Here is a 25,407-nt window from a genome sequence, read left to right as displayed (position 1 = left end):
CTGTTCTGAACAGTCTATTTTTACAAAATCACAAATCTTTAATTTAGGACTTGCCAAACATTCCAACGTTTTCCAGATTCAACTTCTTTGATAAGTTGATCTGCAACTTCGGCTTCATCAGGATAATTAATTTTATAATTTTTGAGTGTTTGAATCGCATTTTTCTTTTGCTCTAACCATAAATAGTTATTTGCGGCAGAAAGATAGGCTTCTTGTACACCGCCTTTAATCGCTTTATCTAGATATGGAATCGCTTCACGTTGACCGCCACCTTCAGATAGACCAAAACCAAACCAGAAATTAGTTTCAGGGTCATTTGGACTGATCGCAAGAATACGCTGTGCGTAGTTGAGAGATTTTGTTGTATAGGCTGTACCTAAGTCCATATTACGTGCCATAACGCTTGCTTTAAATGCACGAGTAAGTACATCCAGAGAAGCATTGGGCTTTTCTGCTAAAGCATCGAGTTTCTGCGTAATTTCGCGAAGTTTTGCCTCATAACCTTTACGTTCTTGGCGTTCTGTAAAACGTGGTGGATAGTGACGGGCCTTGCCTTCAACCAGTTGCAGGAAATCATCAATTTCAGTCACATCAACTTCATTATCGCCTGCAAGCACGGCATATCTCATGTTGCGCTGTTTGCTGTTGACCGTTGGCACAATCAGTTTGTTCACTTCAAGTGTGGTTGATTTTGATGGGTCATTCTGTAGGCTTACCACCATTTTGGTCACAGGCTGTGCTGTTGCATCCTTAATTGCAAGCTCAAAACTTGGTGGCGCATCATAATTAACTGGATTCAAGGCATAAAAAGGTGGTGTTGGGTCTGGTTCTTTAAAAACAAAAGGTTGGGGTGCCGCAACTTCTTTTTTTACAGGAGGTGGTGTACTACATGCAGTTAAAACAGAAGTTGAAAGTACAAGTAATGCCAAAGGCTTAAAATTCATGCTTTACATCCATTAATTTTAGTGAATTAACTAGGTCGGTCGTTGGTTTTACCAGTCTAGGAAAAGCAAAACCAACTTGCAACGAGAAGCTTGTTACATTTTTTATAAATTGGATTAGTTCGAAGAAGTTTTGCTCTGAGCTTCACATTCACGTCTAACTTCTTCAATAATTTTAAGTTCTTCTTTACTAAATGGCTGGGTCTTCTGTTTTTGACCGTTAAATGTTGGGTCCAGTAGCGAGAGGCGCATGCAAAGGGTATTCATGCGCTTTTCATTTTGCTGCATCCGATCCAGTAAAACACGAATACCTTCTAAAATTGGGTCTGACTGATCCTGAGTGGTGGCATAAGGCTGGAAACCGATGCTTTCAGCATAATCACGGCGGCGTGCTTCATCCTGCTCAATCTGGGTTTTATCCTTGAAAATGTATCGTGCAGGGTTGCCAACGGCGGTTACGCCCTCAGGAACTTCTTTGGTCACAACCGCATTTGAACCGACTTTTGCACCTTTATGGACGGTAAAGGGACCGAGGATTTTAGCACCTGCGCCCACCACCACACCATCTTCAAGCGTGGGGTGGCGCTTGCCTTTATTCCATGTCGTGCCGCCAAGCGTTACTCCATGATAAAGAGTAACATCATCACCAATTTCGGCAGTTTCACCAATCACCACACCCATGCCATGATCAATGAAGAAACGTTTGCCAATTTTTGCACCTGGATGAATTTCAATACCTGTGGCAAATCGGCTAAAGGAGGAAAGCAGGCGAGCCGTGCCTTTGTACTCTTTTTTCCAGAGTTCATGTGCCATACGATGCATGATCAGAGCATGAATCCCAGGATAGGTGGTGAGAACTTCCAGCGTATTGCGTGCAGCAGGATCACGTGCAAATACAGCCTGAATATCTTCTTTAAGCTGTTTAATCATTGGCATGATCCTCCGAATTGGTTTGTTTCCATGAGCCTTTGGCTAAAGCCTGCACGCGGCTGAAAATTCCGCGCAATAAATGATATTCCATACGATCTAATTGTATCCTTCCGAACAGGCGACGCAAGCGTAATGGAAGTAAGCGAGGATTATTTGGATCTAAAAATTCGATTTCAGTCAGCATTTTTTCTAGATGAGGATAGAATTCTTCCATTTGTTTTTGTGTTACTAATGGCTCATCCCATTCCATGCTCTGTTGTTGTTTAAGTTGCATGTGATCATCTGGAACAACAGTCATTTGTTGCGTATTTTGTTCGAGTGCAGCCATTCTCAACTCATAACAAATGACTTGAATCGCTTGTGCGACATTTAAAACACCATACTCAGGATTAACTGGGATGGTTAAGTGATAATTGGCTAAAGCAAGTTCTTCATTGGTGAGACCACGGTCTTCACGACCAAAAACAATAGCGATATTTTGTTGTTGAGTTGCAGCTTGTAACGCTTCTTTTGCAGCAGGACGTACGTCCAGTAACGGCCATGGAATGGTACGGCTACGTGCGCTAGTTCCAAACACGAGATGACAGTCTTGAATAGCCTGCTCTAAAGTATCAACAATTTCAATTTTTTCAATTAAATCCTGTGCACCCGCTGCTAAAGCATCAATATCTGGGTGTGGATAGGTTTTAGGAGCAACTAAAACGAGTTGAGATAAACCCATCGTTTTCATTGCACGTAAGGCACTACCAATATTGGCTGGTAGGGTGGTATTGACCATCACAATACGCACATGATCCAAGTGTTTGGACACGTTATTTGAGTCAAACAGATTCATATATCATCCAAAATTAAGAGTATTGAGAGATTTCAGCTTGATACAGATCAAGTGCTTCATCCATAGACATGTTTTCAGGTGGTGGTGCAACTGTCGTTACTTTAGGCGCTTCTGCTACCTTTGCAGCTTTTGACTTCACTTGATATTCAATAAAAATCGCGTCTTTACCAAAATAATCACGTAGCTTGCCTAGCAATTCATCTAAAGGTGCGACTTTCCATTGCGGACCTAGATGCAACTCTGCTGTCGCAAAGCTTTGTTCAAGTTGGATTTGTAAAGCAATATGCTGACACATATCGACATTGCAATAAGGTAATAAAATTGCCTGTAAATCGTTGGCTAAAGATTTGGTCATTAAATCTTGAGGGAGACGAATTTGAATACTTTGGGCACGCTTTTGGCGGATTTCATTTAAATTAAACGCTTTACTTAAACGCGCCATTGGGCGATCAAAGCCTTCACGTTCGTAGATTTCGCCTTCGATAACAATGACTTGTTCTAGACGAATGATTTCTTTATAACGTTGAAAACGCTCATGATTACAGCTGATTTCCACACGAGCAGTACCATCATCTAGTGTAATCATGATACGGTTCGGGAAGTTGGCAATATCAACGACTAAACCAGCAAAGACGGTCGTGACACCACGACGAGTAGGTGTTAGTTCATTTAATTTTGCTGGAATAAACGATTTTAATTCTGGACGATAGACATCAATCGGATGACCAGTGAGATACAATCCAAGCGTATCTTTTTCACCTTTAAGGCGAACTTCGTCTGACCACGGTTTCACAGGTTTAGCAGGTTTGCGTTGAACTTCTTCAACCTCACCAAATAAATCCATGATACCCGTTTCGCGGTTACTTCGTGCTTGTTCAGCCGCTTGAACAGCTTCAGGCAATTGAGCCATTAAGCTTGAACGTTCAATGCCTAAACAATCCAATGCACCTGCACGAATTAAGGCTTCTAAAGTACGTTTATTGATTTTTTTCAGGTCGATTCGATGACAGAAGTCAAATAAATCCTTGTATGGACCTTCATTGATGCGTGAGTCGATGACTGATTGCATCGCTTGTTCACCGACGCCTTTAATTGCACCGAGACCATAAACAATGGTTTTTTCATCACTGGCGTGGAAATGATACAAAGACATATTTACGGAAGGCGGTAGCACTTCTAATTTATTATTACGGCAGTCATCAATTAAGAATACGATACTGTCAGTATTCTGCATTTCTGATGATAAAACCGCCGCCATAAATTCTGAAGGATAATGTGCTTTTAACCATGCAGTGTGATAGGCAACAAGGGCATAGGCTGCAGCATGTGATTTGTTAAATCCATAACCTGCGAACTTTTCCATATAGTCGAAGATATGGTTTGCTGTTGCTTCATCAATCTCTTTTTTTGCAGCACCTTCAATAAAGATTTGGCGCTGTTTAACCATTTCTTCAGGTTTCTTTTTACCCATGGCACGGCGAAGCAAATCTGCACCACCAAGCGTATAGCCTGCGCAGAACTGTGCAGCCTGCATCACCTGTTCTTGGTAAACCATAATCCCGTAGGTAGGTTCCAATACACCTTCTAGCAAAGGATGCAGATATTCGAACTCACCACCATGCATACGATGGATAAAGTCTGGAATTAGATCCATTGGACCGGGGCGGTATAAAGAAACGAAGGCAATAATTTCTTCAAATTTACTCGGTCTTGCTTCCTTGAGCATTTTTTTCATGCCGACGGATTCGAACTGGAACACCGCAGTTGTATTTGCGTCCGCAAAGACTAAATAAGCGTCCTTGTCATCTAATGGAACATTTGCAATTTCGAGAGGAATTTCAGATTTGATTCTTTTATTAATATTTTGAACGGCATCTTCAATAACTGTGAGGTTACGCAAACCTAAGAAGTCAAATTTAACCAGACCTGCTGCTTCAACATCATCTTTATCGTATTGCGCAACACGACTTGTTCCATCTGCTTCACACAGTACCGCTGAATAATCAGTAATTTTACCTGGTGCGATGACCACACCGCCCGCATGCTTGCCTGTGTTACGGGTAATACCCTCAAGCTTGAGCGCCATTTCCCAGATTTCGGCGGCATCATCATGATCGGGATTGGATGGATTGGTGACGATATCCTTGAGCTGAGGCTCCATTTCAATCGCCTGTTTTAAATCCACACCCAGCGGCTTGGTTGGAATCATTTTGGAAATACGGTCAGCCAGACCATAAGATTTGCCTAGAACTCGTGCAACATCGCGGATTGCGCCTTTTGCAGCCATCGTACCAAAAGTCGCAATCTGTGAAACGGCTTCACGACCGTAGTTTTGTGCGACATATTCGATCACTCTGTCACGACCTGCAATACAGAAATCGACATCAAAATCGGGCATCGAAACACGTTCAGGGTTTAAGAAACGTTCGAAAAGCAAATCATAACGTAATGGATCAAGATCGGTAATTTTTAAACTGTAGGCAACTAAGGAACCAGCACCCGAACCACGACCAGGACCTACAGGCACACCATTATTTTTGGCCCATTGAATAAAGTCCATGACGATCAGGAAGTAACCCGGAAAACCCATTTTTAAAATAATATCAACTTCGTACTTGATACGATCATCATAAGGCTTACGAATTTCAGCCCAATCTTCATTACGTTCAGCAATAGGGTAAAGGTGATTTAAGCGTTCCTCTAAACCTGTACGAGATAAATGTTCGAAATATGTGTCGATGGTATAACCATCTGGGATCGGGAAATCAGGTAAGAAATAAGTCCCGAGCTGTAAGGCAACATTACAACGTTTGGCAATCTGATAAGTATTTTCAATTGCACTTGGGATGTCTGAAAATAGTTCAGACATTTGCTCACCAGTTTTAAAATACTGTTCAGAGCTATAATTCTTAGGACGTTTATCGTCACCAAGTACATAACCATCGGCAATACACACACGTGCTTCATGTGCTTCAAAATCATCTTGTTCAACAAAGTGAACATCATTATGTGCAACGACACCAATTTGATATTTAGCAGCGAGTTTAACGGCTTGTTGAATAAAATCTTCTTCACCAACACGTTCAGTACGTGTTAATGCTAAATAAACACGATTACCAAACTTTTCAATCCATGCTTCTAATAAAGGTTCTGCTTTTTGTGGATTGGATGAACACAGCATTTTGCCAACATCACTATGCTGTCCAAGCAATACAATTAAATCTTCTGATTGTTCAAGTATCCATTCTTTTTGTACGCATGGGATACTAAGTTGTTGTCCTTCAATAAAGCCCCGAGATACGATTTCGGTTAGATTTCGCCAACCTTTACTGCTCATAGCTAATAAGGTTGCGCGGTGCTCTGCGTCATTCAGTCGAATGACACTGCCTAAAACAGGTTTAATGCCTTTTTTTAAACAAGCTTCATAAAATTTCACCGCAGCGTGCAAGTTGGATAAGTCAGTTAATGCAAGCGCAGGCATGTCATCTTTAACGGCAGCTTTGACCAAATCAGGTATGCGAACAATCGATTCCGTAATCGAAAATTCTGTATGGATACCGAGATGAACAAACCGCATAGAAGGACTATCCTTTTTCAAAGCAATGCATAGTTTAGCATGCAAACCGAAAATGGCATGCTTAATATTTTGGCAAACTGTCTATTTGTGTTGTGCTTTTTATAAATTAATAAAAATTAACTTTTGATTTATATGGAAATATAAATATACATTTACTTAAGTTGTTTAGCCGGTAGAATGTATCTGCATAAAAATGTACCAAAGCAGGTTCAAGAATGAAATTAAAGAATATCGTATTTTTAATATTATTAAGTATGAGCGCAATTTCTTTAGCTCAAGCTGAGGATGTGTCTTTTAGCCAAGAACTCTTTCAACAAGCAAAAAGCGGTGATGTGATTGCCCAAAATAATCTTGGAGATGCTTATTATTATGGAAATGATGTCGATCAAGATTTTGGTAAAGCATTAGAGTGGTTCAAAAAGGCGGCTGCAAAGGGAAATGCTGATGCACTTTTTTCCGTAGGGTATATGTATGATTATGGCGAAGGGACTGAAGAAGATAATCCCACAGCGTTAAAGTGGTATACACAGGCGGCACAAAAAGGGCAATTATACGCGCAGTATTATTTAGGTTTTTTATACCTCTATGGTGATGACGGCGTTAGTATTAATACTAAAAAGGGCTTGGAATGGATGACCAAATCTGCTGATGCGGGATTGGATCTTGCACAAGCTGAATTAGGTCATTTGTATAGTGATGGGAATGATGAAGTCGCTCAGGACCTTAAAAAAGCATTACATTACTATCAGTTAGCTGTAAAGCAAGATGAATCTTCAGCAATTAACAATCTTGGTATTTTCTATTTGGAAGGCAAAGCAGGCTTAAAGCAAGATTATAAAGAAGCTTTACGTCTGTTTACGTTAGCCTCTAAAGCTGAAAATGGCTTAGGTTCGTCTAATATTGCTTATGTTTGTGAAGAAGGTAAGGGCGTTGAAAAAAATTATAAAAAAGCAGCCGAATATTATGCGCTTGCGGTAGAGCAGGGTGAAAATGAAGCATTGTTGGATTTGGCGCGTTTATATGAAAATGGCGGTTTTGGCTTAGCTAAGAATTTAAAGAAGTCGAAAGAGTATGAAGCGCAGTGGGATGAACTACAAAAAACTGAGTAGAGTTGATCTCGAGTTTTAATCTTGGAAAATATTATAAAAACCCTAATCTAGCTTAAGCCGATATTTCTATAATACGAATCATCGGCTTATTTGATAGGCACATCATCAACTAGAAAAGATGTCGTCATTGGTTAAATGCAATCGTAAAAAGTGGTTGGTTGATTCAGTTGATTAATTATCTCGTTTCTTTTTTAGTAGCTGTATGAATAATTAAACGGCTTTACTATATTAAGAAATGGGTGTTCTTATCGGATTATCAATTTAACCTATCTACAGGTAAAAAGGAGCCTTTTTTATGGTAGTTTCAGCAAAAAAAATTAGCTGGTTTATATCACTTATAATCCTTTTTATTCTATTTTTTATAGAATTTATTTATGATGAAAAATGGTTATATTCTAGTCAAAATATAAATGAAACTAAAAAAAATTTATATGATAACTGTTTTATGTATCAAGATAATACTCATCTAAAAAAAATATCTTTCGATATTATTTACAATAAATTTGGTAAAGATATTTATGATAGGCAGAGGCGATTAACAATCACTGAACAAGATTCAAAAATAGTTATCTATGGACACACACAAGGAGTATTTAGAGAATTTTTTTTGTTTGGTGGTGGTGGTGTTGTACTTTTATTTGATAAAAATGGAAGTTGTATTAAGCTAAGTGAGTACTTGGTTGAAAAATAGTTTTATTTTTAATTAAATCATTATCTCATTTATTTGTAGATTCAGAAGTAATTTTTAGTCGGCGTAAATTAAACCAATTACTCACGAATGAGTAATTGGTTTTTTATTTGTCAAAGTAAAACACGCCACGACGTTTAATCGACAGTTCAAACTAAGCAGTAGCACGGGATGGTACAGCCTTTGGCTTAGGTACTCCAACGGGTACAGAAACTTTTAATTTACGTTTCCCAGGTCAGTATTTTGATGCAGCAACAGGTCATTTCTATAACCACAACCGTTATTACAACCCTGAATTGGGTCGTTATATGGAAGCTGATCCGATTGGGTTAGAAGGTGGTTTGAATCCGTATGCGTATGCGGGTAGTAATCCTGTGATGTTTAGTGATCCGAAAGGACTAGAACTTAAGCCGATGAATTTTGATCAAATGATGCGTTTTGATTTATCTCAGTTGGATAATCCTTTATTAAATACCAAAATGTGGGATCAACAGGCAAAAAATATTGATTTTATACGTAATAGTAGAGAGCTAACAAATGGTGAAATTAATATGTCTAAACCAGTGTTTGGAAATAAGATCGATTATTCTTTACCTAGAGTGGTTTCGAAACCGTATGTTCCGTGGCAGCCAAATGGTACAGCAATGGCACCTAACGGAAATATATATTTTAATCCGAAAGATTATAAAACAGATTTTTCTCAAGCTTCTAAGTTAGATCGTGGATGGTTTATTCATGAAATGACTCATGTAATGCAATATCAAAATGGTATAAATGTTCTTGCTAATGGGTTGCTGTTTCAAACAGGTAAAATACTCTCAGTAGGATTGTATGATCCTTATAAATTTTCATACATACCAGGAAAAGCATTTGGAGCATACAATCTGGAACAGCAAGGAGATGTAGCTAGAGGAATTTATTATGGGAAACTTCCAAATATTATCCTAGGGAGATGAACATAAAATGAAAGGTATTAGAATTTTCTTATTTTTTGTAGCTGCTATTTTAATGAGCTCATGTAGCTATGTTGGTGAAATAAATGTTCAAGGGAATTTAAACCAAGGAGTATTTTTCAAAGTTATTCCAAGGAATGTAAGTTTTTTAAGTTCATTTAAAATCTATCAGATTGATGTAACTACTGAGAAAAGAAATAATTTGGGCTTAGTAGAAAATGTATGGAGTATAACAAGTGATGGACAGAGGATAGATGAATTTAAATATGGATCTCTACCAAAAGGCTTTTCAGAAAATAGAAAAGCACACAATTTAAATATTGATACTATATATACTGTGTCAATTGATGGTTCAATGACACTAGGCCCATTTTCTGCTATCTCTTGTTTTTATATAGATAAAAATAAAGTGGCTAGGATAATAAATTGCTAGTTAGATAGTTTCAGTTCTTTGATTTTTTATCGATAAGTCGTATTAGATTTTAGAATAGAAAAGCCTTATTTAGATAGGGCTTTTTTTATTTCAGAAAAAATAGTAGGTAACACAACATGCAGATAAAAAAACTTTACCCTATTCGGACGCATAGAATGAATGGTGTTATTGATGGGAGGCTAGGGATATTACCTTTAATTAATAAAATAAACATTAAAGAATTTAAAATTTTTAATTAAAATCTAAATATATATTAGGAATTCATCTAAGGGATTTCTCTGTTAAAAGTATTGTAAATGTTTAGCATAGTAAATTCTAATTAAATTACTCTAAGCCATTAACTTGAGTATATATATATCTTAAAAAAGGAAGCGATTTGCTTCCTTTTTCATTACTAATTCTGCTTAACGCATTTTCGCCAAGAAACGGCTTAAACGATTAATTGCCTCACGTAGCTCATTTTCAGCAGGTAAGAACACTACACGGAAATGATCTGGTGTTGGCCAATTAAAACCTGTGCCTTGAACCAATAAAACTTTTTCAGCTTTTAATAGATCTAACATCAGTTTTTCATCATCTTCAACTGGATAAATCTCAGGATCAAGTTTTGGGAAACAGTACATTGCACCCTCAGGCTTAACACAACTTACGCCAGGAATCTCATTTAACATTTCCCAAGCAATATTACGTTGTTCATACAGACGACCGCCTGGACGAATTAAATCATTGATAGACTGATAGCCACCGAGTGCAGTTTGAATTGCATATTGTGCTTGATGATTCGCACACAAACGCATTGAAGCAAGCATGTCTAAACCTTCAATATAATCCGCTGCACGTGATTTATCACCTGTGATCGCCATCCAACCTGCACGATAACCAGCAATACGATAGGCTTTTGATAACCCATTAAATGAAATGCAAAGTTGATCGCCAGCTAAAGCGGCAACTGCAACATGCTCAATGCCGTCATAAACGATTTTGTCGTAGATTTCATCTGCAAACAAAATTAAGTCATGCTTTTTAGCTAAAGCAACAATTTGCTCCAATACATGACGTGGGTAAACAGAACCTGTTGGGTTGTTTGGATTGATAATGACAATACCACGCGTATTTGCTGTGATTTTGCTTTCCATATCCGTAATATCAGGATACCAATAGTTTTCTTCATCACATTTATAATGAACAGCTTTACCACCAGACAGATTGACTGCTGCCGTCCATAATGGATAGTCAGGCATAGGAACGAGCATTTCATCGCCGTCGTTCAATAAACCTTGCATTGCCATCACAATCAGTTCCGACACGCCATTTCCAACATACACATCATTAACGTGCATATCAAAAACGCCTTTTTGCTGATAATACTGGCAAATGGCTTTACGTGCAGGGAAAATCCCTTTGGAGTCTGTATAACCAATCGCATTCGGTAGGTTTAATGCAACATCATTGATAATTTCTTGTGGAGCTTCAAAACCAAAAGGTGCAGGGTTGCCGATATTGAGCTTAATGATTTTGTGTCCTTGCTCCTCCATTTCATTGGCGGCGCGTAATACTGGTCCACGAATGTCGTAGCAAACATGCTCAAGTTTCGATGATTTCTTAATTTCACGATTTGATTGAGCAGAGTGGGGTGTAACAGTATTTTTAGACATAGCTGGATTCACTTTTGCATATCGGTATAAATAACTTTTAAAGGTTTCGACACTTACCAAATCTAGATCATGTTGATCTCTAAGTAATTCAACAATTTTTTCATAGGTAAAACCTGATTGTTGATATTGTTTAATTGTTGGTAAGAGTTTTTGAAAAACCACACTTTTTTTCTGAGACATTTTTTGTCCTATACAACCGTGCCAAACAAGAATAACACTATATTTGCTTACGAGAAAGATAGTTTTGTTAAAATTTGCTTACCTTTAAATTTAAAATTGCTTTCTTTTTGCTATTAAAAATTAATGCTTAAATTTCACTAAATTGTACGTTATGAGACTAGAGTTTTTGTTATGAATGGCGTAAATATAAAACCTGATCATCGAGATATTTTTAACATCAGAATAAAAGGTGTAGGTTATGGGAAAAGTCAATAAAACAGAGCGGGAATGGCAAAGAGAACTATCACCAGAAGAATATCGGATTACCCGTCAAAAAGGTACAGAGCCTGCTTTTACTGGGCAATACTGGAACAGTAAGCAGCAAGGAATATACGTGTGCCGTTGCTGTGGTGCAGAACTCTTTTCATCTGAAACGAAATACGATAGCGGTTGTGGATGGCCAAGTTTTTATAGACCAATTGATGGTGTTGCAATAGAAGAACATGAGGATTTATCGCATGGTATGGTCAGAACGGAAATTGTCTGCCATGATTGCGATGCACATTTGGGTCATGTGTTTGAGGATGGTCCACAGCCGACAGGACTGCGTTATTGCGTGAATTCGGCATCATTACAACTTAAAACAGAAGAAAAGAATGACGAGGAAACTTATCCATGAGTAACATTTATCAGTTTGAAGCTGAATTGTTAGAGGGAGATATAAAGGCGCTCGCCGACTATAAGGGTAAGGTCATGCTGATTGTAAACACTGCAAGTAAGTGTGGTTTTACCCCACAGTTTGCAGGGCTTGAAAAACTCTATGAAAAATATAAAGCTCAAGGCTTAGAAGTTTTAGGGTTCCCTTGTAACCAATTTGGTGGTCAGGATCCCGGCACGAATAAAGAAATTGGCGCATTCTGTCAAAGAAATTATGGTGTAAGTTTTACAATGTTTGCAAAGGTCGATGTAAAAGGTCCTGAAGCACATGTTATTTTTCGATTTCTAACGCGTGAAGCGAAAGGCATCTTAGGTAGTCGCAATATCAAATGGAACTTTACTAAGTTTCTTGTTGGGCGTAATGGCGAAGTTTTAGGCCGTTATGCTCCGACGACTAAACCAGATGCCTTAGAAGCTGATATTGAAAATGCATTAGCAAAAAAATAATATTGAGCAACAAAAAAGACGGTCATTTGACCGTCTTTTTTGTTGGAATATTGCTTAAGACTGTTCAATTGATGTGGGCTTTGCTTTTCTAAAGCTGTGTAGTTTACGATTGATATCATCAATGAACGTATAGACTACAGGAATAACCAATAACGATAAAAAGGTACTGGTAATTAACCCGCCAATAACAGAAATTGCCATTGGTGCACGGAAACTCGGATCTGTTCCGATACCCAACGCAATCGGTAGCATACCTGCGCCCATTGCTAGAGTTGTCATGATAATTGGGCGTGCTCGCTTATGGCAGGCATCCAACAACGCATTCAATCGAGAATAATCTTTTTCCTTTCTCGCGATAATTGCGTAATCGACCAATAGAATCGAGTTTTTACTTGCAATTCCCATTAACATAATCAAACCAATCAAACTTGGCATCGAGAAGCTACTTTTTGCTAAAAGTAAGAGTACGAATGCGCCACCGAGTGATAGAGGTAGAGCGACCAGAATAGTGATCGGTTGTAGGAAGTCTTTAAATAAAAGAACCAGAACAACATAGATACACAATACACCTGTCAGCATCGCCAAACCAAAGCTTGAGAATAACTCTTGCATGACTTCAGCATCACCAATATTGGTACGTTTAACCGTGGGTGGTAGGTTTTTCATGGTTGGAAGTTGGTCAACTTTAGCAGCAATATCACCTAACGGTTGATTATTCAGTTCGATATTAAAATTGATATTACGCAAACGATTGAAACGATCAATTTGCGATGGCCCACTTTCAATATTGACATCTGCAATCGTCCCTAACATCACAGGGCCGTGGCTGCCTTTGATCATCAAGCGTTTCATTAACTCCTGATCTTGGCGAGCAGCCAAAGGCAGTTTAATCACAACGGGAACTTGACGTTGAGATAAGTTTAATTTAGCCAAGTTTTGATCAAAATCACCAGCCGTGGCGATACGCAAAGTTTCAGCAATATCATAGGTGGTGACACCTAAATCTGCGGCTTTAGCAAAATCAGGACGAATTACCAGTTCCGGGCGAATTAAAGCCGCGCTTGAAGTAATACTCCCAATATTTGGAATAGTGCGTAATTCTCGTTCAAGCTTACGTGCTGTAGACATTAAAGCTTCAGGATCATCACCTGAAAGAGCAAGTTGGTACTGACTATTATTTCCAGCTAAACCCACTTGTATTCGAGCACCCGGCAATGGAGCTAAACGCTGACGAATCTGATTTTCAATCTCTTGTAAACTTGCACTACGATCAGAACGTCCAGTAATCTGAATGGTTAATGTTGCTTTTCTTGGTTCGCTTGAAGCACCGCCAGAGAAAGGATCTGTTCCTGCTGCACCACCACCAATCGTTGTGTATATACTCTTGATTTCAGGATGATCTTTAATCAGATTACGTGCGTATTCTGCTGTTTTTAAGGTATCAACAAATTGCGAACCGGGTGCAAGCTCTAAACGAACTTGAGTCTGTCCTGTATCAGGTGGTGGAACGAAACCTGTTGGCAGTAAAGGAATCAGCATCACTGAGCCAACGAAAAAGGCAATTGCCCCAAATAAAGTGACCCAACGATGATTTAAACACCATGTGACTAAACGCATATAGCCACGCATGACACGTCCATCGTTAGCGCGATCTTTAGCTAGTTTTGTTGTACCATGATCTAGTTTTGCTTGCGTATCTAAAGTTTCATCTTGCTTTTCAACTTGACCTATCCATGGTTTTAAAATGTAAGCAGACATCATTGGTGTAAGCAGGCGTGCAACTAAAAGAGAAGCAAAAATAGCCAATGCAGCCGTCCAACCGAATTGAACAAAGAACTTACCTGCAATTCCACTCATAAATGCTGTTGGTAAAAATACTGCAATTAACGTGAACGTGGTTGCAATGACCGCTAGACCAATTTCATCCGCTGCTTCCATCGCTGCTTCATACGGGGTTTTTCCCATTCGCAAATGCCGAATAATATTTTCAATTTCTACAATTGCATCATCAACCAAGATACCAACCACTAATGACATGGCGAGTAAAGTCACTGTATTTAGGGTAAATCCAAAGTAATACATCCCAATCAGAGCGGGTAATATAGACAGTGGTAGGGCAGTTGCAGCGATGATTGTTGCACGCCAATCACGTAAAAATAGCCAAACTACCAAGATTGCTAAAATTGCCCCTTCATAAAGAAGTGACATCGAACCTTTATAGTTATCTGCAACTGGTTTAACAAAGTTAAAAGCTTCTGTAATTTTAATATCCGGATGTGAGGCTTTCAGTTTCTCTAATGCTTGAGCTACACCTTTTTCAACATCGACTTCACTGGCACCTTTGCTGCGAGTAATTTCAAAACCAATGACAGGTTTACCATTCAATAGCGCAGCAGAGCGTCGTTCTGCAATTCCATCACGAATAGATGCAACTTGATCAAGGCGAATATGGCGACCATCACTGAGCGCAAGATCCATTGCACCAATCTCTGCAGCCGTTTTGACGGTTGCAATAGTACGAATTGATTGTTCGCTGCCCCCAATTTTGGTTTGACCACCTGAGGCATCTTGCTGAATCAAGCGTAATTGACGGGTAATATCTGTAGCAGTTGCATTTAATGCTAGTAATTTTTCAGGGTCGAGTTCAACTTCAACTTGACGAGTCACACCACCTACACGGGCAACCGCACCGACACCTTTCACTTGTAACATGGCACGTGCAATATCATAGTCAACAAACCATGACAGTGCTTCTTCATCCATTTTCGGTGATTGAATGGTGTAGGTGAGAATTGGTGAGCCTGATAAATTTATTTTACTAACAATCGGATCTCTTAAATCAGCAGGTAAATCGGATCTCACCTGTGATACAGCATTACGAACATCATCAACCGCTTCTTGTAGCGGTTTTTCCAGTTGAAATTCTGCTGTAACCGTAACAACACCATCTTGAATATTGGTGTATTGATTTCTTAAACCTTGCAAAGTCGCAATCGAGTTCTCAATCTTGCGTGCAACTTCGGTCTCAAGTTGAGGGGGGGCTGCGCCAGGTAATGCCGCAGTTACTGTGACCATCGGAAGTTCAATGTCTGGGAATTGCTGTATTTTCATCCAGTGAAAACATAACAATCCTGCCAAACCGAGCATAATAAACAACAAAATGGCTGGAATGGGATTGCGGATTGACCAGGCAGAGAAATTCATTTTAATTCCCCTGTGTGGTCACAAGTTGTTTGGTCAATGGCGTATCAGGGATATCTTTGGCAACAGTAACTAAATCTCCATCCGTTAAGAAACCTGTTCCAGAAGAAACCAATTTTACTTGTGTTGGTAAATCCATGATTTCTACACGATCACCTAGACGGCGACCTATAGTGACTTTTTGCTGTGTTACACGATTATTTTGATCAACAATAAAAACATAAGAAAAACCATCCCGCAGTAATAATGCCGTTTGTGGAATAGTTAATGCTGGTTTCTCACCTAAATCAAATTCACCTTTCACAAACATTCCCATACGAACAGCTTGAGTCGTTGGAATATCTACATAAACCAGACCGTAACGAGTTTGTGGGTCAATCACAGGGGCAATCATTCGAACCTTGCCTGTAACTGTCGCTTGGGCTGGATCAGGTGAAATGATGCGTGCAGTCATCCCTTGTTTAAGTTTATATAAATCAGAAGAAGTAACTTCGGCACGCCATTCGAGTCGATGGTCTCGAATCAAACGGAATAATTCTTGCCCTGTTTGTGCTAGAGATCCAACCGTGGCAGTTCGTGCTGAAATAACACCATTATCAGGTGAAACTACTTGAGTTTGAGCTAAGCGTAATTGATTACTTTCAATTTGAGCTTTGGCTGCGTCAAGACGAGCTTGTGCAGTTGCTTGTGAGGTTTGATATTGCGTGGATTCTTGAGCAGAAATTGCACCCGTATTTTTAAGCTGTTGGATACGCTTGTTATTGGTAATCGCATCAGCTAAAACAGCTTGCGCTTCGGCATAACTTGCCTGAGCTGCTGCGAGATCAGCACGTATTGTTTCACTGTTGATTTCAGCTAAAACTTGACCGCGTTTCACCTCATCACCAACATTCACATTGACACGAGTAAGCCGTTGACCTGATAGCTCGCTCCCAATGACAACTTCCTGCCACGCTGCAATGTTTCCATTTGCGGTAAAGCTTTGTTTCCAATTTTGCTGTTCAGGTTGAACAACCGTCACCGTCAGGGCTGCTTTTTGTTCTGCTGAATTTGCCTCTTTGCGCTTTTCCATATTTGCTGAGTTTTTGGCTTTGTTTGTTTGCCAAAACATGATTGCAATAATTAAAAAAACAACAATGATCGCTAAAATAAACCAAATTTTTTTCTTAGTTTTCTGGGGAGTTTGAGAAGCCATCTTTCCATAATCGCCAAATATTGATGGCCTAAGTATAGACGAAGATTTCAACAGATGGTCAATCGTAAACTGACAGATGAAAAAATTAATAAAGGGTGAGTTTCAACACAATATAATAGGATACGGCTTATAAAGTGATCACTCGCTATGATTTCAGATTGCTATAAAGGAAGTAAGCGATTAGTGACCACGCTTTTCATTACAATTGTGGAGGTAAGGCGCTGTACATTCGGTAAAGCAGACAGACTGTCGTCATAAAGTTTTTGAAAACTTGCTAGATCTTTAGTCACCACATGCAACAAATAATCAGGATTGCCAAACAGTCGCTGTGCTTGAATCACATTAGCAATTTCACTGACCTGTTCTTCAAAGCTAGACAAAGCCCGCTTATCACCATCTTTTAAAGTCACAAAAATAATTGCCGCAAAATTGAAGCCAATTTGAGATGCTTCAAGATCGGCATGATAACCCTTAATGACCCCAGATTCTTCTAAAGCTTTCACTCGGCGATGACAAGGGGATAGACTTAAACCTATTCTTTCAGCCAATTCGGTGATAGATAATCGCCCATTTGCCTGTAGTTCAGCAATAATTTTCTTATCAATGCGATCCATTTGGAATAATCTACCTTTTAGTTTTGAAAACAAGCAAACATTTGGAATAACATTTTAAGCATTAAAGTCTATTCTCTCAATTCTATTTTCACCAAATGGTGAAAAATAACAATGATGAAGAGTAGGTGTCTGATATGGATCTAAGTGTAATTTTTGCTTTTTGGTGTGTTTCAATTTTATTTGTTTTAACACCGGGCGCAGATTGGGCTTATGCGATTCTAGCTGGCATAAAGGGGAAGTTTATTATTACAGCTGTTTCAGGGCTTGTACTGGGGCATTTTTTAGCGATTTTGTGTGTTGCAGCTGGCGTGGGCACTTTAGTTAGTCATTATCCAATTTTATTGACATCTTTAACGATTGTTGGTGCATGTTATTTATTGTGGATGGGAATAAGCTTGTTGATTCGACCAGCTATCATCTCAAGTACTGAACAGCAGATATCTGCGTTTGATTCAGCAAAGTCTTGGTTCGTTAAAGGTGTGGGAATTAGTGGGTTAAATCCAAAAGTTTTATTGCTCTTTTTTGCACTATTACCGCCATTTATTCACCCAAATTTGCAGTTTTCAGCTACAGCTCAGATCCTTTCTTTAGGTATTATTCATCTAATTAGTTGCGCGATTGTTTATGTATTGGTTGGAATCGCAGCGAAGAAATTATTAAGTACACGACCTCAAGCTGTAAAAATAGTCAGTCGTATTTCGGGGAGCTTAATGATTTTGATTGCCACCATATTGATGATTGGACAGCTTTCATAAGTTCCTGAAGAATCCATGCTTTGACATAGATTCTTCAGATATTTAATTGATTAAAGAATTGCTTTTAGTCGTTTTACCACTTCTTCACACTGTGCTAAATCTGCGACGAGTGCCATCCGAACGTGTCCTTCGCCCGGATTACCTTGTTCGGTATCACGAGATAAATAGCGACCTGGTAACACCTTAATATGGGCTTTTTCCATCAACATTTTTGCAAAAGTTTCATCATTATCAACTTTCAACCAATAATAAAAACCTGCATCAGGTTTTTGTAACGGTAGCAAATGTCCTAATTCTGTTTGGAATAAATCAAATTTAGCACGGTATTGTTGACGATTTTCTTCTACATGTGCCTCATCATTCCATGCCGCAATCGAAGCCAATTGATGTTGAACAGGCATCGCAGCGCCGTGATAGGTACGATATTGTAAATAAGGTTTTAATAATGCTGCATCACCCGCAACAAAACCAGAACGCATACCGGGGAGGTTTGAACGTTTAGAAAGGGAGTGGAACACGATACAATTCTTATAATCATCACGTCCCAATTCAGCACAAACTTCTAAAAGCCCAATCGGTGCTTCATCAAACCATAACTCTGAATAACATTCATCAGAAGCAATCACAAAACCATATTGATCAGAAAGTGCAATCAACTTTTTGAATTGCTCTTTTGAAAGTACAGTACCTGTTGGATTACCCGGTGTGCAAACGAATAATAATGCTGTGTTTTCCCATACTTCAGCAGGAACGGCATCAAAGTCGCCTAAATAACCATTTTCCTCGGTGCAGTTGATAAAGTAAGGCTTTGCACCTGCTAATAATGCAGCACCTTCATAAATTTGATAGAACGGATTTGGCATCACGATATACGGTGCATCTTCGCGTTTAATTAAGGCTTGCACAAAAGAAAAGATACCTTCACGTGTACCAGAAACAGGCAAAATATGTTCTTCTGCACTAATATGGTTCAGTTTGAAACGATTGCTCAGCCATTGTGCAATACTTTGGCGCAGTTCAGGTTGCCCTTTACTATTAGGGTAAGTCGACAAATGTGCAAAATTATCAATGATTGCTTGTTTAACGAACTCTGGTGCAGGATGTTTTGGTTCACCAATTGATAATGGAATCAATGGTAAATTGGCAGGTTGCACATTTTTAAAAAGTTGATTTAACTTTTCAAAAGGATAGGGATGCAATAAAGACAAGCTGGAGTTCATTTAAACAATTACCCAAAATAAGCGTTATAAGTCCCCAAAGATACGACATGATTATCATACCCAAGGGGGATTCAGGGGATTTTAAGATGGATTACAAATTTGATTCGATGCTTCATCTAAAGCTGCTTTGAGCGTTTCCGCAAAAGCTTTCACCTCTTCATGGGTGAGTAATATACCGTTTTTCTTGGTCACAAAGAAAATATCTTCTGCTCTTTCACCCAGTGTTGCAATTCTAGCGGAGTGAATATCCAGTCCTTGTAGCATAAACAAGGCGCCAATCCGAGCCAAGAGACCCGGTTGATCGAGCGTTGAGATTTCAACCATATGTTGCTGTAAAGTTGGGTTGAGTACGATATCCACGGTATTTTGCACATCGAAATGACGTAAATGGCGTGGAATACGGCGTTGCATAATACCCGGATATTGATCTGAATGGCTGAGCGCATCTACAAGTGCAGCTTTGACTTTGCGTTCACGCTCTGGATCGGTAAGCAATGTCCCAAAACGATCCAGTACCAAATATGTGTCCAAGCTAAATGAAGTACTTGCTGTGATAATTCTTGCATCTTGAACGTCAAGATTCATGCGGTCTAAGACAGCAACCGTTGTTGCAAATAAGTTCGGTTGATCACGGGTATAAATAAAGATTTGAACGGCGTCATCCGCAGCATTTCGATGTGCGCGTAATAAAACCAAAGGCTCTGGGTTATCGCCATGCTGTAAAATCGCTTGAGTATGCCATGCAATTTCATTGGCTGATTCTTTAACGAAGTATTCATCACCGAGTTCTTGCCAAACTTTTTCGACTTCGGCGAGAGAGAAGTCATTGACCAATAATTCACTGGCAGCAAATTTGGTGTCTTCAATTAACATTTGATAGTCAACAGGACGACCTAAGCCTGAACGAATGACATCTCGCGCATAGGTATACAACTGGCGCATAAGGGAAGCACGCCATGTATTCCAAAGTTTAGGATTCGTGGCATTAATATCAGCGACCGTCAAAGTGTATAGATAGTCTAAATGTTCCATATCACCGACTTTTTCGGCAAACTCTTTGACTTCATCTGGATCAGAAATATCTTTTTTCTGTGCAGTAAGGGACATGAGTAGATGATTGTTAATCAACCATGCTACAAGTTTACATTCACGTTCAGTAAAACCATGCGTGCGACAGAACTCGATGGCATCTAATGCCCCTAATTCACTATGATCGCCGCCACGACCTTTCGCAATATCATGGAAAATTGCTGCCATATAGACAATATCGTGACGCGCAATACGTTGGAATACTGAACTCACCACAGGGAATTCTTTAGCGAATTCAGGTTCTTTAAAGCGACTTAAGTTTCTGAGTAATAATAAGGTGTGTGCATCTACGGTGTAGATATGGAACAGATCGTACTGCATTAATCCTGTGATCTGTCCAAACGAAGGAATGTAGTTCCCTAATACACCATAACGTTTCATCGCCACCATCGTGTCATATAAGTGCGGTGAGCGAATAATTGACATGAATAATGCTTGATGTTCTGGGTTGTCACGGAAACGTTGATCAATTCGTTTGGCTGCGAGCACAAGAAGACGCAAGGTACGAGCACGAATGCCTGTAATTTCTGGTCGATTGGCTAACAGATAGAATAGTTCTAAAATTGCACTCGGTTCTTCAGAAAATACTTTGTGATGCTGAACAGCGAGTTTACCGTCTACAATTTTAAAGCGGTCATTAATGTCGATAATTTGGCGTTCATAATCAGGCAGACGAGGGGTAATGACTGATTCATTGAAGTAAGCAAGTAACATCTCATTCAGCGTTGAAACTTGTTGCGCTGTTCGATAATAACGCTTCATGAATTGTTCAACTGCAAAGTTCACAGGTTGACCTTCTTCACGAACATAACCAAATTTTGCTGCTATATCTCTTTGATATTCAAATAATAAGCGATTCTCATCTCGTTTTGCGATACGATGCAAATGGGTTCTAATCTCCCATAAGAAACTTTCAGCTTCTTCCAGCACACCTAATTCAAATTCAGTAATAAAGCCTAAGTGAACTAAATCATAAATACGATTGACACGGAAGTGACGTTTGGCAATCCAACCAATCTGATTAATATCACGAATACCGCCAGGTGCATTTTTGATATCGGGTTCTAAATTGCTTTCAGTATTATTGTGTTGAGCGTAGCGCTTGGTCTGTTCCGCCATTTTGGCATCATAGAACGTTTTATCTGTCCATGTTTGGGCGACAATACGACGTGGCCATTTAGTCAGTTGTTCATTGCCTGTAATTAAACGTGCTTCGATTAAAGTTGAAGCAACAGTTAAATCATTTGCTGCTTGTTCAACACAGTTTTGAATCGTACGAACGCTAATACCAGGTTTAAAATTACCAACATCCCATAAGGATGAAATAAAAGTTGAGATCAATTTTTCTTGTTCTTCGCTGATTTCATCTTCAGATAAAATCATAATGTCAGTATCAGAATATGGCAGCATTTCGCGACGACCATATCCTCCGACAGCAAATAAACCTAATTCAGTTTTATTTAATTCAGCATGATTCCATAAAAAGACTAAGGCCTCATCAATCGAGTTTGAACGAGCCTTAATCACTTCACGAATGGCTTGCCCATTTTCATAACTCTCTTGTAATTGCTTTTCTACATCTGTTCGCCATTGATTAATGGCTTTAATATCATGATGACTGGTGACATAGTTTAGCAAAGGAGATGTATTGATCATGAAAATGGGTCTACTCAATTTAAGTTAAGAGTTTGTGTGTACGCTCACTTGGTCAGCAGCTTGTTGCGCTAATTCACGTGCTTGGTCTGTTGTTTCAGCGCGTGCTGTTGCAACTCCCATACGGCGACGTTTAAAACCTTCAGGTTTACCAAATAAACGTAAGTCAGTATTTGGATTGGCTAAAGCAAGATTCACGCCAGTAAAGCTGAGGTCGTTCGCATCCACACCTGCATAAATCACGGCACTTGCAGCAGTACTATGGCGAGCTGTATTAACAGGTAAACCTAAAATAGCACGCGCATGCAATTCAAATTCGCTCTGGAATTGAGAAGCTAAAGTTACGAGACCCGTATCATGTGGGCGAGGGGAAACTTCGCTAAACCAAACTTTATCGCCTTTGATAAATAGCTCTACGCCAAAGATACCACAGCCACCTAATGCAGTTGTTGCTTTGTGTGCGATACGTTTAGCTTCTTGTAAGGCAGCAGCAGTCATGGGTTGAGGTTGCCAGCTTTCGACATAGTCACCCGCATCTTGACGGTGTCCAATCGGATCACAGAAATGGGTTTCGATTTCACCAGTCTTAGGATTTTTTGCACGAACTGTTAATAAGGTGATTTCAAAATCAAAATCAATTTGTGATTCGATAATCACGGTACCTTGATTCACACGACCGCCTTGCATCGCATATTCCCAAGCGGCATCAACTTCATCAAAGCTTTTAACGCGAGACTGACCTTTACCCGATGATGACATCACTGGCTTTACAAAGTTTGGATAACCGATGTCATCACATGCTGCGCGGAAACTTTCTAAAGTACTGGCAAAACGATAAGCGGATGTTGGTAGACCGAGTTCTTCAGCAGCTAAACGACGAATTCCTTCGCGGTTCATTGTGAGATTGACTGCTTTAGCTGAAGGAATAACGGTTGCTGTTTGGCTTTGTTCAATTTCTACAAGTACTTCAGTTGCAATCGCTTCAATTTCAGGAACAATCAAATTGGGTTGAATTTTTTCAATGAGTTGTTTTAATTCAGTTGGATCAGCCATATTCAATGTATAAGAAAAATGTGCAACTTGCATGGCTGGTGCATGATCATAACGATCTGCGGCATGAACTTCGACACCTAAGCGTTGTAAAGAAATCACAACCTCTTTACCTAGCTCCCCAGAACCTAACAGTAAAACCTTAAATGCAGAAGATTGAAGTGGAGTTCCAAGAGTGACGCTCATGCGTGTAATCCTATCCTGAGTAATTTGTGGTTAAGCATAGCAGAACTTTTTGATGAATTAAGCTTGCCTGATACAAAAAAACAAGGTTTTGTTAGACAAAAAATATGACTTATCATTGTGTTGATCTGTTTAGACATTGACTTGATAACTAAGTCGTAATTCATCTGCATTTTGACCACGAATTCCCCAATTTGATTTTGGGGTTTCAAAAATTGTAATTTCAATATCTTGTGGGGAAATACCGCATTGCTGCTGAATATTAGAAAAAATTGATTGAATAAATTGTTTTTTTGCCGAAGTTGTTCGCCCTTCAAACATTGAAATTTCAATAATCAAATATTGTTCACTGCGATCATTTGGATATATAAAATCTTCCGGAGCTAAAGCAATAAAGCGTTGAAATTTTTTTTCTACAGGATAATCGAGGCTTGTGACCAGTGCTTGGTGAATAGCATCTGACAATTGAGTTCTAAATTGTTGAATCGTTTGATGTAGTGCATAAATTTTGATTTGAGACATAAATAAGTTATTCCAAAATTAAGATTAGAAATTTTGATTCACATGATATTTTTATTTCACCACTTTAAATGATATTGGCATTAAATCAATTCTTTAGAACGCAGATTGTTCTATGCGATAAATAAGTAACAATGATTGAGTATTGTTGCTGAATTGACTAGCATAATGCGCAAATGTTCCATTGGCGATTTGATATGTTTAGTACAAAAACTCATGTAGCGACAATAATGTTGTTTAGCAGCCTTTTATTGACTGCATGTGATCATTCAAGCAATCAGCCAGAAAAAAAAGTGGAAATTAAGGCAGCACCCAAACTTAATAATGACGCAACAAGTTACGCACAAGCTGCTTGGAAGCTGATTAATGAAATTGATCCAATTGTCTACAATAAACAAGCTGCTGAGATCGAAGATCAAGTTAGAAAACCATTACGACAACTCAGTACCGATTGGCGAATTAATGTCAAAATGACGGATTCTGTGACTGAAGGAAAATATGCGCTATGCCGTAAAGCATTGACTAGTCTGGATACTTGGGCAAGAGATGTTAAAGATAATGTGAGTTCGTCAACGCAAAAGCAAGCTGACTACGAACGAGACAAGGCACAGTGTAAAGATGCAATTGATAATCCAGCTTTAGGCAATACATCACCTAAATAAAAAAGCGAGATGATGAATTTCGCTTCAGCTGGTTAAAGCTATTATGCGTTCGCCGTAACACTTTATTGCTTTAGATAACCGACAGCAGCGACTTTCTTTAACTTTTCAATATCAATCACCTCAATTTTTTTAAAACCAAGCTGTATGATTCCTTGTCTTTCAAATAGATTTAATTCTTGATTAACAGTTTGTCTTGAGATTGTTAGCATGTTGGCAAGTTGATCTTGTGAAATTTGAATATTGAAATCTTGGATACAAGCGCGATTGCCATAGCCTTCAAGAATAAATAATAAACGTTGTGCAAGACGCTGGCTGATACTTTGAGTCTGAATTGCAATTTGTTCTAAAAAAACATAACGGAGTTTTTGACTGCTAAGCAAAGCAAAGTAATACCAGTAATAGGGATTTTGCAGTAGAAATGCTTTAAGTGGTTGTGCTGGAATTTGTAAAATGACACTTTTCTTTAATGCAATAGCATCATGAGAGCGTGGTTGCTGGTCAATAAGAGAAATTTCACCAAACCACATGATGGGTTCAGCAATTGCAGCAATCGCTTCATTCCCATTCACATCGATGTATCCCAAACTAATCGATCCTTCAAGCACACCATAAACACCATCAAAAAGGTCTTGAGCATGAAATACGGCAGCATTTTTTTCTATGCTATATTTTTTTCCATGCTCGATGATGAAGTTTTGAAATGGTAAATCTAGGTGACTGAACCAAGCATTTTGATGTAAATGTTTAGGGTGTGTTGACACTTTTAGCTTAAAAAAATAGCGAAGTAGTAAAATCAAATCGCCGAACCCAATTTTACTATTC

20 protein-coding genes and 1 pseudogene are annotated in these 25,407 nt (G+C 38.9%); 8 read left to right on the top strand and 13 right to left on the bottom strand.

The features are described from left to right. Positions 1-38: 38 nt before the first annotated feature. The 4 genes from NO346_RS08305 to dnaE all read right to left on the bottom strand — a co-directional run bounded on the left by NO346_RS08305 (position 39) and on the right by dnaE (position 6,283). Positions 39-944, bottom strand: coding sequence for an ABUW_2363 family tetratricopeptide repeat lipoprotein (locus NO346_RS08305; RefSeq protein WP_087545722.1), 906 nt, complete (start codon positions 942-944; stop codon positions 39-41). Between the two features lie 114 nt (positions 945-1,058). Further along, entirely contained in the window at positions 1,059-1,871 is an 813-nt protein-coding gene (gene cysE, locus NO346_RS08300) for a serine O-acetyltransferase (RefSeq protein WP_087545721.1), read from the bottom strand. Beyond that, positions 1,864-2,706, bottom strand: a complete 843-nt coding sequence (locus NO346_RS08295; protein ID WP_087545719.1) for an RNA methyltransferase — start codon at positions 2,704-2,706, stop codon at positions 1,864-1,866. Before NO346_RS08295 ends, cysE begins: the two co-directional genes overlap by 8 nt. Positions 2,707-2,719: 13 nt before the next feature. Further along, positions 2,720-6,283: a DNA polymerase III subunit alpha gene (gene dnaE, locus NO346_RS08290; protein ID WP_256414875.1), complete on the bottom strand. Its 3,564-nt coding sequence runs from the start codon at positions 6,281-6,283 to the stop codon at positions 2,720-2,722. Between the two features lie 215 nt (positions 6,284-6,498). Between dnaE and NO346_RS08285 the strand changes: the two genes are divergently transcribed. The 4 genes and pseudogenes from NO346_RS08285 to NO346_RS08270 all read left to right on the top strand — a co-directional run bounded on the left by NO346_RS08285 (position 6,499) and on the right by NO346_RS08270 (position 9,466). Next, positions 6,499-7,392 carry an SEL1-like repeat protein gene (locus NO346_RS08285; RefSeq protein ID WP_256414874.1) on the top strand — a complete coding sequence of 298 codons (894 nt, stop codon included), beginning with the start codon at positions 6,499-6,501 and terminating at the stop codon, positions 7,390-7,392. Positions 7,393-7,687: 295 nt separating this feature from the next. Continuing rightward, positions 7,688-8,083, top strand: coding sequence for a hypothetical protein (locus tag NO346_RS08280; RefSeq protein ID WP_256414873.1), 396 nt, complete (start codon positions 7,688-7,690; stop codon positions 8,081-8,083). 236 nt (positions 8,084-8,319) lie between these two features. Continuing rightward, positions 8,320-9,036: pseudogene (locus NO346_RS08275) on the top strand (RHS repeat-associated core domain-containing protein); the annotation flags it as partial. Between the two features lie 7 nt (positions 9,037-9,043). After that, entirely contained in the window at positions 9,044-9,466 is a 423-nt protein-coding gene (locus NO346_RS08270) for a hypothetical protein (protein WP_256414872.1), read from the top strand. 404 nt (positions 9,467-9,870) lie between these two features. Here the strand turns inward: NO346_RS08270 and NO346_RS08265 are convergent, their stop codons facing one another. After that, the gene (locus NO346_RS08265) at positions 9,871-11,301 is read right to left on the bottom strand and encodes a pyridoxal phosphate-dependent aminotransferase (RefSeq protein WP_256414871.1); all 1,431 of its coding nucleotides are present in this window, start codon (positions 11,299-11,301) and stop codon (positions 9,871-9,873) included. Positions 11,302-11,539: 238 nt separating this feature from the next. Here NO346_RS08265 and msrB point away from each other — a divergent pair, with 238 nt between their 5' ends. Both msrB and NO346_RS08255 read left to right on the top strand, forming a co-directional pair. Continuing rightward, positions 11,540-11,959 (top strand): peptide-methionine (R)-S-oxide reductase MsrB, encoded by a 420-nt coding sequence (msrB, locus tag NO346_RS08260; RefSeq protein ID WP_256414870.1) that lies wholly within the window; start codon positions 11,540-11,542, stop codon positions 11,957-11,959. Then, positions 11,956-12,444: a glutathione peroxidase gene (locus NO346_RS08255; protein ID WP_256414869.1), complete on the top strand. Its 489-nt coding sequence runs from the start codon at positions 11,956-11,958 to the stop codon at positions 12,442-12,444. The genes msrB and NO346_RS08255 overlap by 4 nt, the downstream gene beginning before the upstream one ends. 54 nt (positions 12,445-12,498) lie before the next feature. Here the strand turns inward: NO346_RS08255 and NO346_RS08250 are convergent, their stop codons facing one another. The 3 genes from NO346_RS08250 to NO346_RS08240 all read right to left on the bottom strand — a co-directional run bounded on the left by NO346_RS08250 (position 12,499) and on the right by NO346_RS08240 (position 17,454). Beyond that, the gene (locus tag NO346_RS08250; RefSeq protein ID WP_256414868.1) at positions 12,499-15,648 is read right to left on the bottom strand and encodes an efflux RND transporter permease subunit; all 3,150 of its coding nucleotides are present in this window, start codon (positions 15,646-15,648) and stop codon (positions 12,499-12,501) included. A gap of 1 nt (position 15,649) precedes the next feature. After that, complete coding sequence (locus NO346_RS08245; RefSeq protein ID WP_256414867.1) at positions 15,650-16,840, bottom strand: efflux RND transporter periplasmic adaptor subunit; 1,191 nt, start codon at positions 16,838-16,840, stop codon at positions 15,650-15,652. A gap of 161 nt (positions 16,841-17,001) precedes the next feature. After that, the gene (locus NO346_RS08240) at positions 17,002-17,454 is read right to left on the bottom strand and encodes an Lrp/AsnC family transcriptional regulator (protein WP_256414866.1); all 453 of its coding nucleotides are present in this window, start codon (positions 17,452-17,454) and stop codon (positions 17,002-17,004) included. A 134-nt stretch (positions 17,455-17,588) separates the two neighbouring features. On the opposite strand from NO346_RS08240, the gene NO346_RS08235 reads away from it, so the two are divergent. Continuing rightward, positions 17,589-18,209 (top strand): LysE family translocator, encoded by a 621-nt coding sequence (locus NO346_RS08235; RefSeq protein WP_256414865.1) that lies wholly within the window; start codon positions 17,589-17,591, stop codon positions 18,207-18,209. Positions 18,210-18,259: 50 nt separating this feature from the next. Here NO346_RS08235 and dapC read toward each other — a convergent pair whose 3' ends face one another. From dapC to NO346_RS08215, 4 genes are all read right to left on the bottom strand, one after another. Then, positions 18,260-19,429: a succinyldiaminopimelate transaminase gene (gene dapC / locus NO346_RS08230; RefSeq protein ID WP_256414864.1), complete on the bottom strand. Its 1,170-nt coding sequence runs from the start codon at positions 19,427-19,429 to the stop codon at positions 18,260-18,262. A gap of 81 nt (positions 19,430-19,510) precedes the next feature. Next, positions 19,511-22,174 carry a [protein-PII] uridylyltransferase gene (gene glnD, locus NO346_RS08225; protein ID WP_256414863.1) on the bottom strand — a complete coding sequence of 888 codons (2,664 nt, stop codon included), beginning with the start codon at positions 22,172-22,174 and terminating at the stop codon, positions 19,511-19,513. A gap of 24 nt (positions 22,175-22,198) precedes the next feature. Continuing rightward, positions 22,199-23,416, bottom strand: coding sequence for a formate-dependent phosphoribosylglycinamide formyltransferase (gene purT / locus NO346_RS08220; protein WP_256414906.1), 1,218 nt, complete (start codon positions 23,414-23,416; stop codon positions 22,199-22,201). A gap of 120 nt (positions 23,417-23,536) precedes the next feature. Further along, the gene (locus NO346_RS08215) at positions 23,537-23,926 is read right to left on the bottom strand and encodes a tautomerase family protein (protein WP_256414862.1); all 390 of its coding nucleotides are present in this window, start codon (positions 23,924-23,926) and stop codon (positions 23,537-23,539) included. A gap of 194 nt (positions 23,927-24,120) precedes the next feature. Here NO346_RS08215 and NO346_RS08210 point away from each other — a divergent pair, with 194 nt between their 5' ends. Continuing rightward, positions 24,121-24,585, top strand: a complete 465-nt coding sequence (locus tag NO346_RS08210; protein ID WP_256414861.1) for a hypothetical protein — start codon at positions 24,121-24,123, stop codon at positions 24,583-24,585. Between the two features lie 62 nt (positions 24,586-24,647). Here the strand turns inward: NO346_RS08210 and NO346_RS08205 are convergent, their stop codons facing one another. Beyond that, a complete protein-coding gene (locus NO346_RS08205) occupies positions 24,648-25,346 on the bottom strand; it encodes a Crp/Fnr family transcriptional regulator (protein WP_256414905.1) in 699 nt (232 codons plus the stop codon). Positions 25,347-25,407 lie beyond the last annotated feature (61 nt).

This window comes from Acinetobacter sp. 5862 (assembly GCF_024494585.1).
Lineage (GTDB): Bacteria > Pseudomonadota > Gammaproteobacteria > Pseudomonadales > Moraxellaceae > Acinetobacter.
This window is presented reverse-complemented; position numbering and strand designations above follow the sequence as displayed.

What these genes read in the sequence shown, in the direction of transcription:
- NO346_RS08305 (WP_087545722.1), bottom strand. Translation starts at nt 944, where the DNA reads ATGAATTTTAAGCCTTTGGCATTACTTGTACTTTCAACTTCTGTTTTA.
- cysE (WP_087545721.1), bottom strand. Translation starts at nt 1,871, where the DNA reads ATGATTAAACAGCTTAAAGAAGATATTCAGGCTGTATTTGCACGTGAT.
- NO346_RS08295 (WP_087545719.1), bottom strand. Translation starts at nt 2,706, where the DNA reads ATGAATCTGTTTGACTCAAATAACGTGTCCAAACACTTGGATCATGTG.
- dnaE (WP_256414875.1), bottom strand. Translation starts at nt 6,283, where the DNA reads ATGCGGTTTGTTCATCTCGGTATCCATACAGAATTTTCGATTACGGAA.
- NO346_RS08285 (WP_256414874.1), top strand. Translation starts at nt 6,499, where the DNA reads ATGAAATTAAAGAATATCGTATTTTTAATATTATTAAGTATGAGCGCA.
- NO346_RS08280 (WP_256414873.1), top strand. Translation starts at nt 7,688, where the DNA reads ATGGTAGTTTCAGCAAAAAAAATTAGCTGGTTTATATCACTTATAATC.
- NO346_RS08270 (WP_256414872.1), top strand. Translation starts at nt 9,044, where the DNA reads ATGAAAGGTATTAGAATTTTCTTATTTTTTGTAGCTGCTATTTTAATG.
- NO346_RS08265 (WP_256414871.1), bottom strand. Translation starts at nt 11,301, where the DNA reads ATGTCTCAGAAAAAAAGTGTGGTTTTTCAAAAACTCTTACCAACAATT.
- msrB (WP_256414870.1), top strand. Translation starts at nt 11,540, where the DNA reads ATGGGAAAAGTCAATAAAACAGAGCGGGAATGGCAAAGAGAACTATCA.
- NO346_RS08255 (WP_256414869.1), top strand. Translation starts at nt 11,956, where the DNA reads ATGAGTAACATTTATCAGTTTGAAGCTGAATTGTTAGAGGGAGATATA.
- NO346_RS08250 (WP_256414868.1), bottom strand. Translation starts at nt 15,648, where the DNA reads ATGAATTTCTCTGCCTGGTCAATCCGCAATCCCATTCCAGCCATTTTG.
- NO346_RS08245 (WP_256414867.1), bottom strand. Translation starts at nt 16,840, where the DNA reads ATGGCTTCTCAAACTCCCCAGAAAACTAAGAAAAAAATTTGGTTTATT.
- NO346_RS08240 (WP_256414866.1), bottom strand. Translation starts at nt 17,454, where the DNA reads ATGGATCGCATTGATAAGAAAATTATTGCTGAACTACAGGCAAATGGG.
- NO346_RS08235 (WP_256414865.1), top strand. Translation starts at nt 17,589, where the DNA reads ATGGATCTAAGTGTAATTTTTGCTTTTTGGTGTGTTTCAATTTTATTT.
- dapC (WP_256414864.1), bottom strand. Translation starts at nt 19,429, where the DNA reads ATGAACTCCAGCTTGTCTTTATTGCATCCCTATCCTTTTGAAAAGTTA.
- glnD (WP_256414863.1), bottom strand. Translation starts at nt 22,174, where the DNA reads ATGATCAATACATCTCCTTTGCTAAACTATGTCACCAGTCATCATGAT.
- NO346_RS08215 (WP_256414862.1), bottom strand. Translation starts at nt 23,926, where the DNA reads ATGTCTCAAATCAAAATTTATGCACTACATCAAACGATTCAACAATTT.
- NO346_RS08210 (WP_256414861.1), top strand. Translation starts at nt 24,121, where the DNA reads ATGTTTAGTACAAAAACTCATGTAGCGACAATAATGTTGTTTAGCAGC.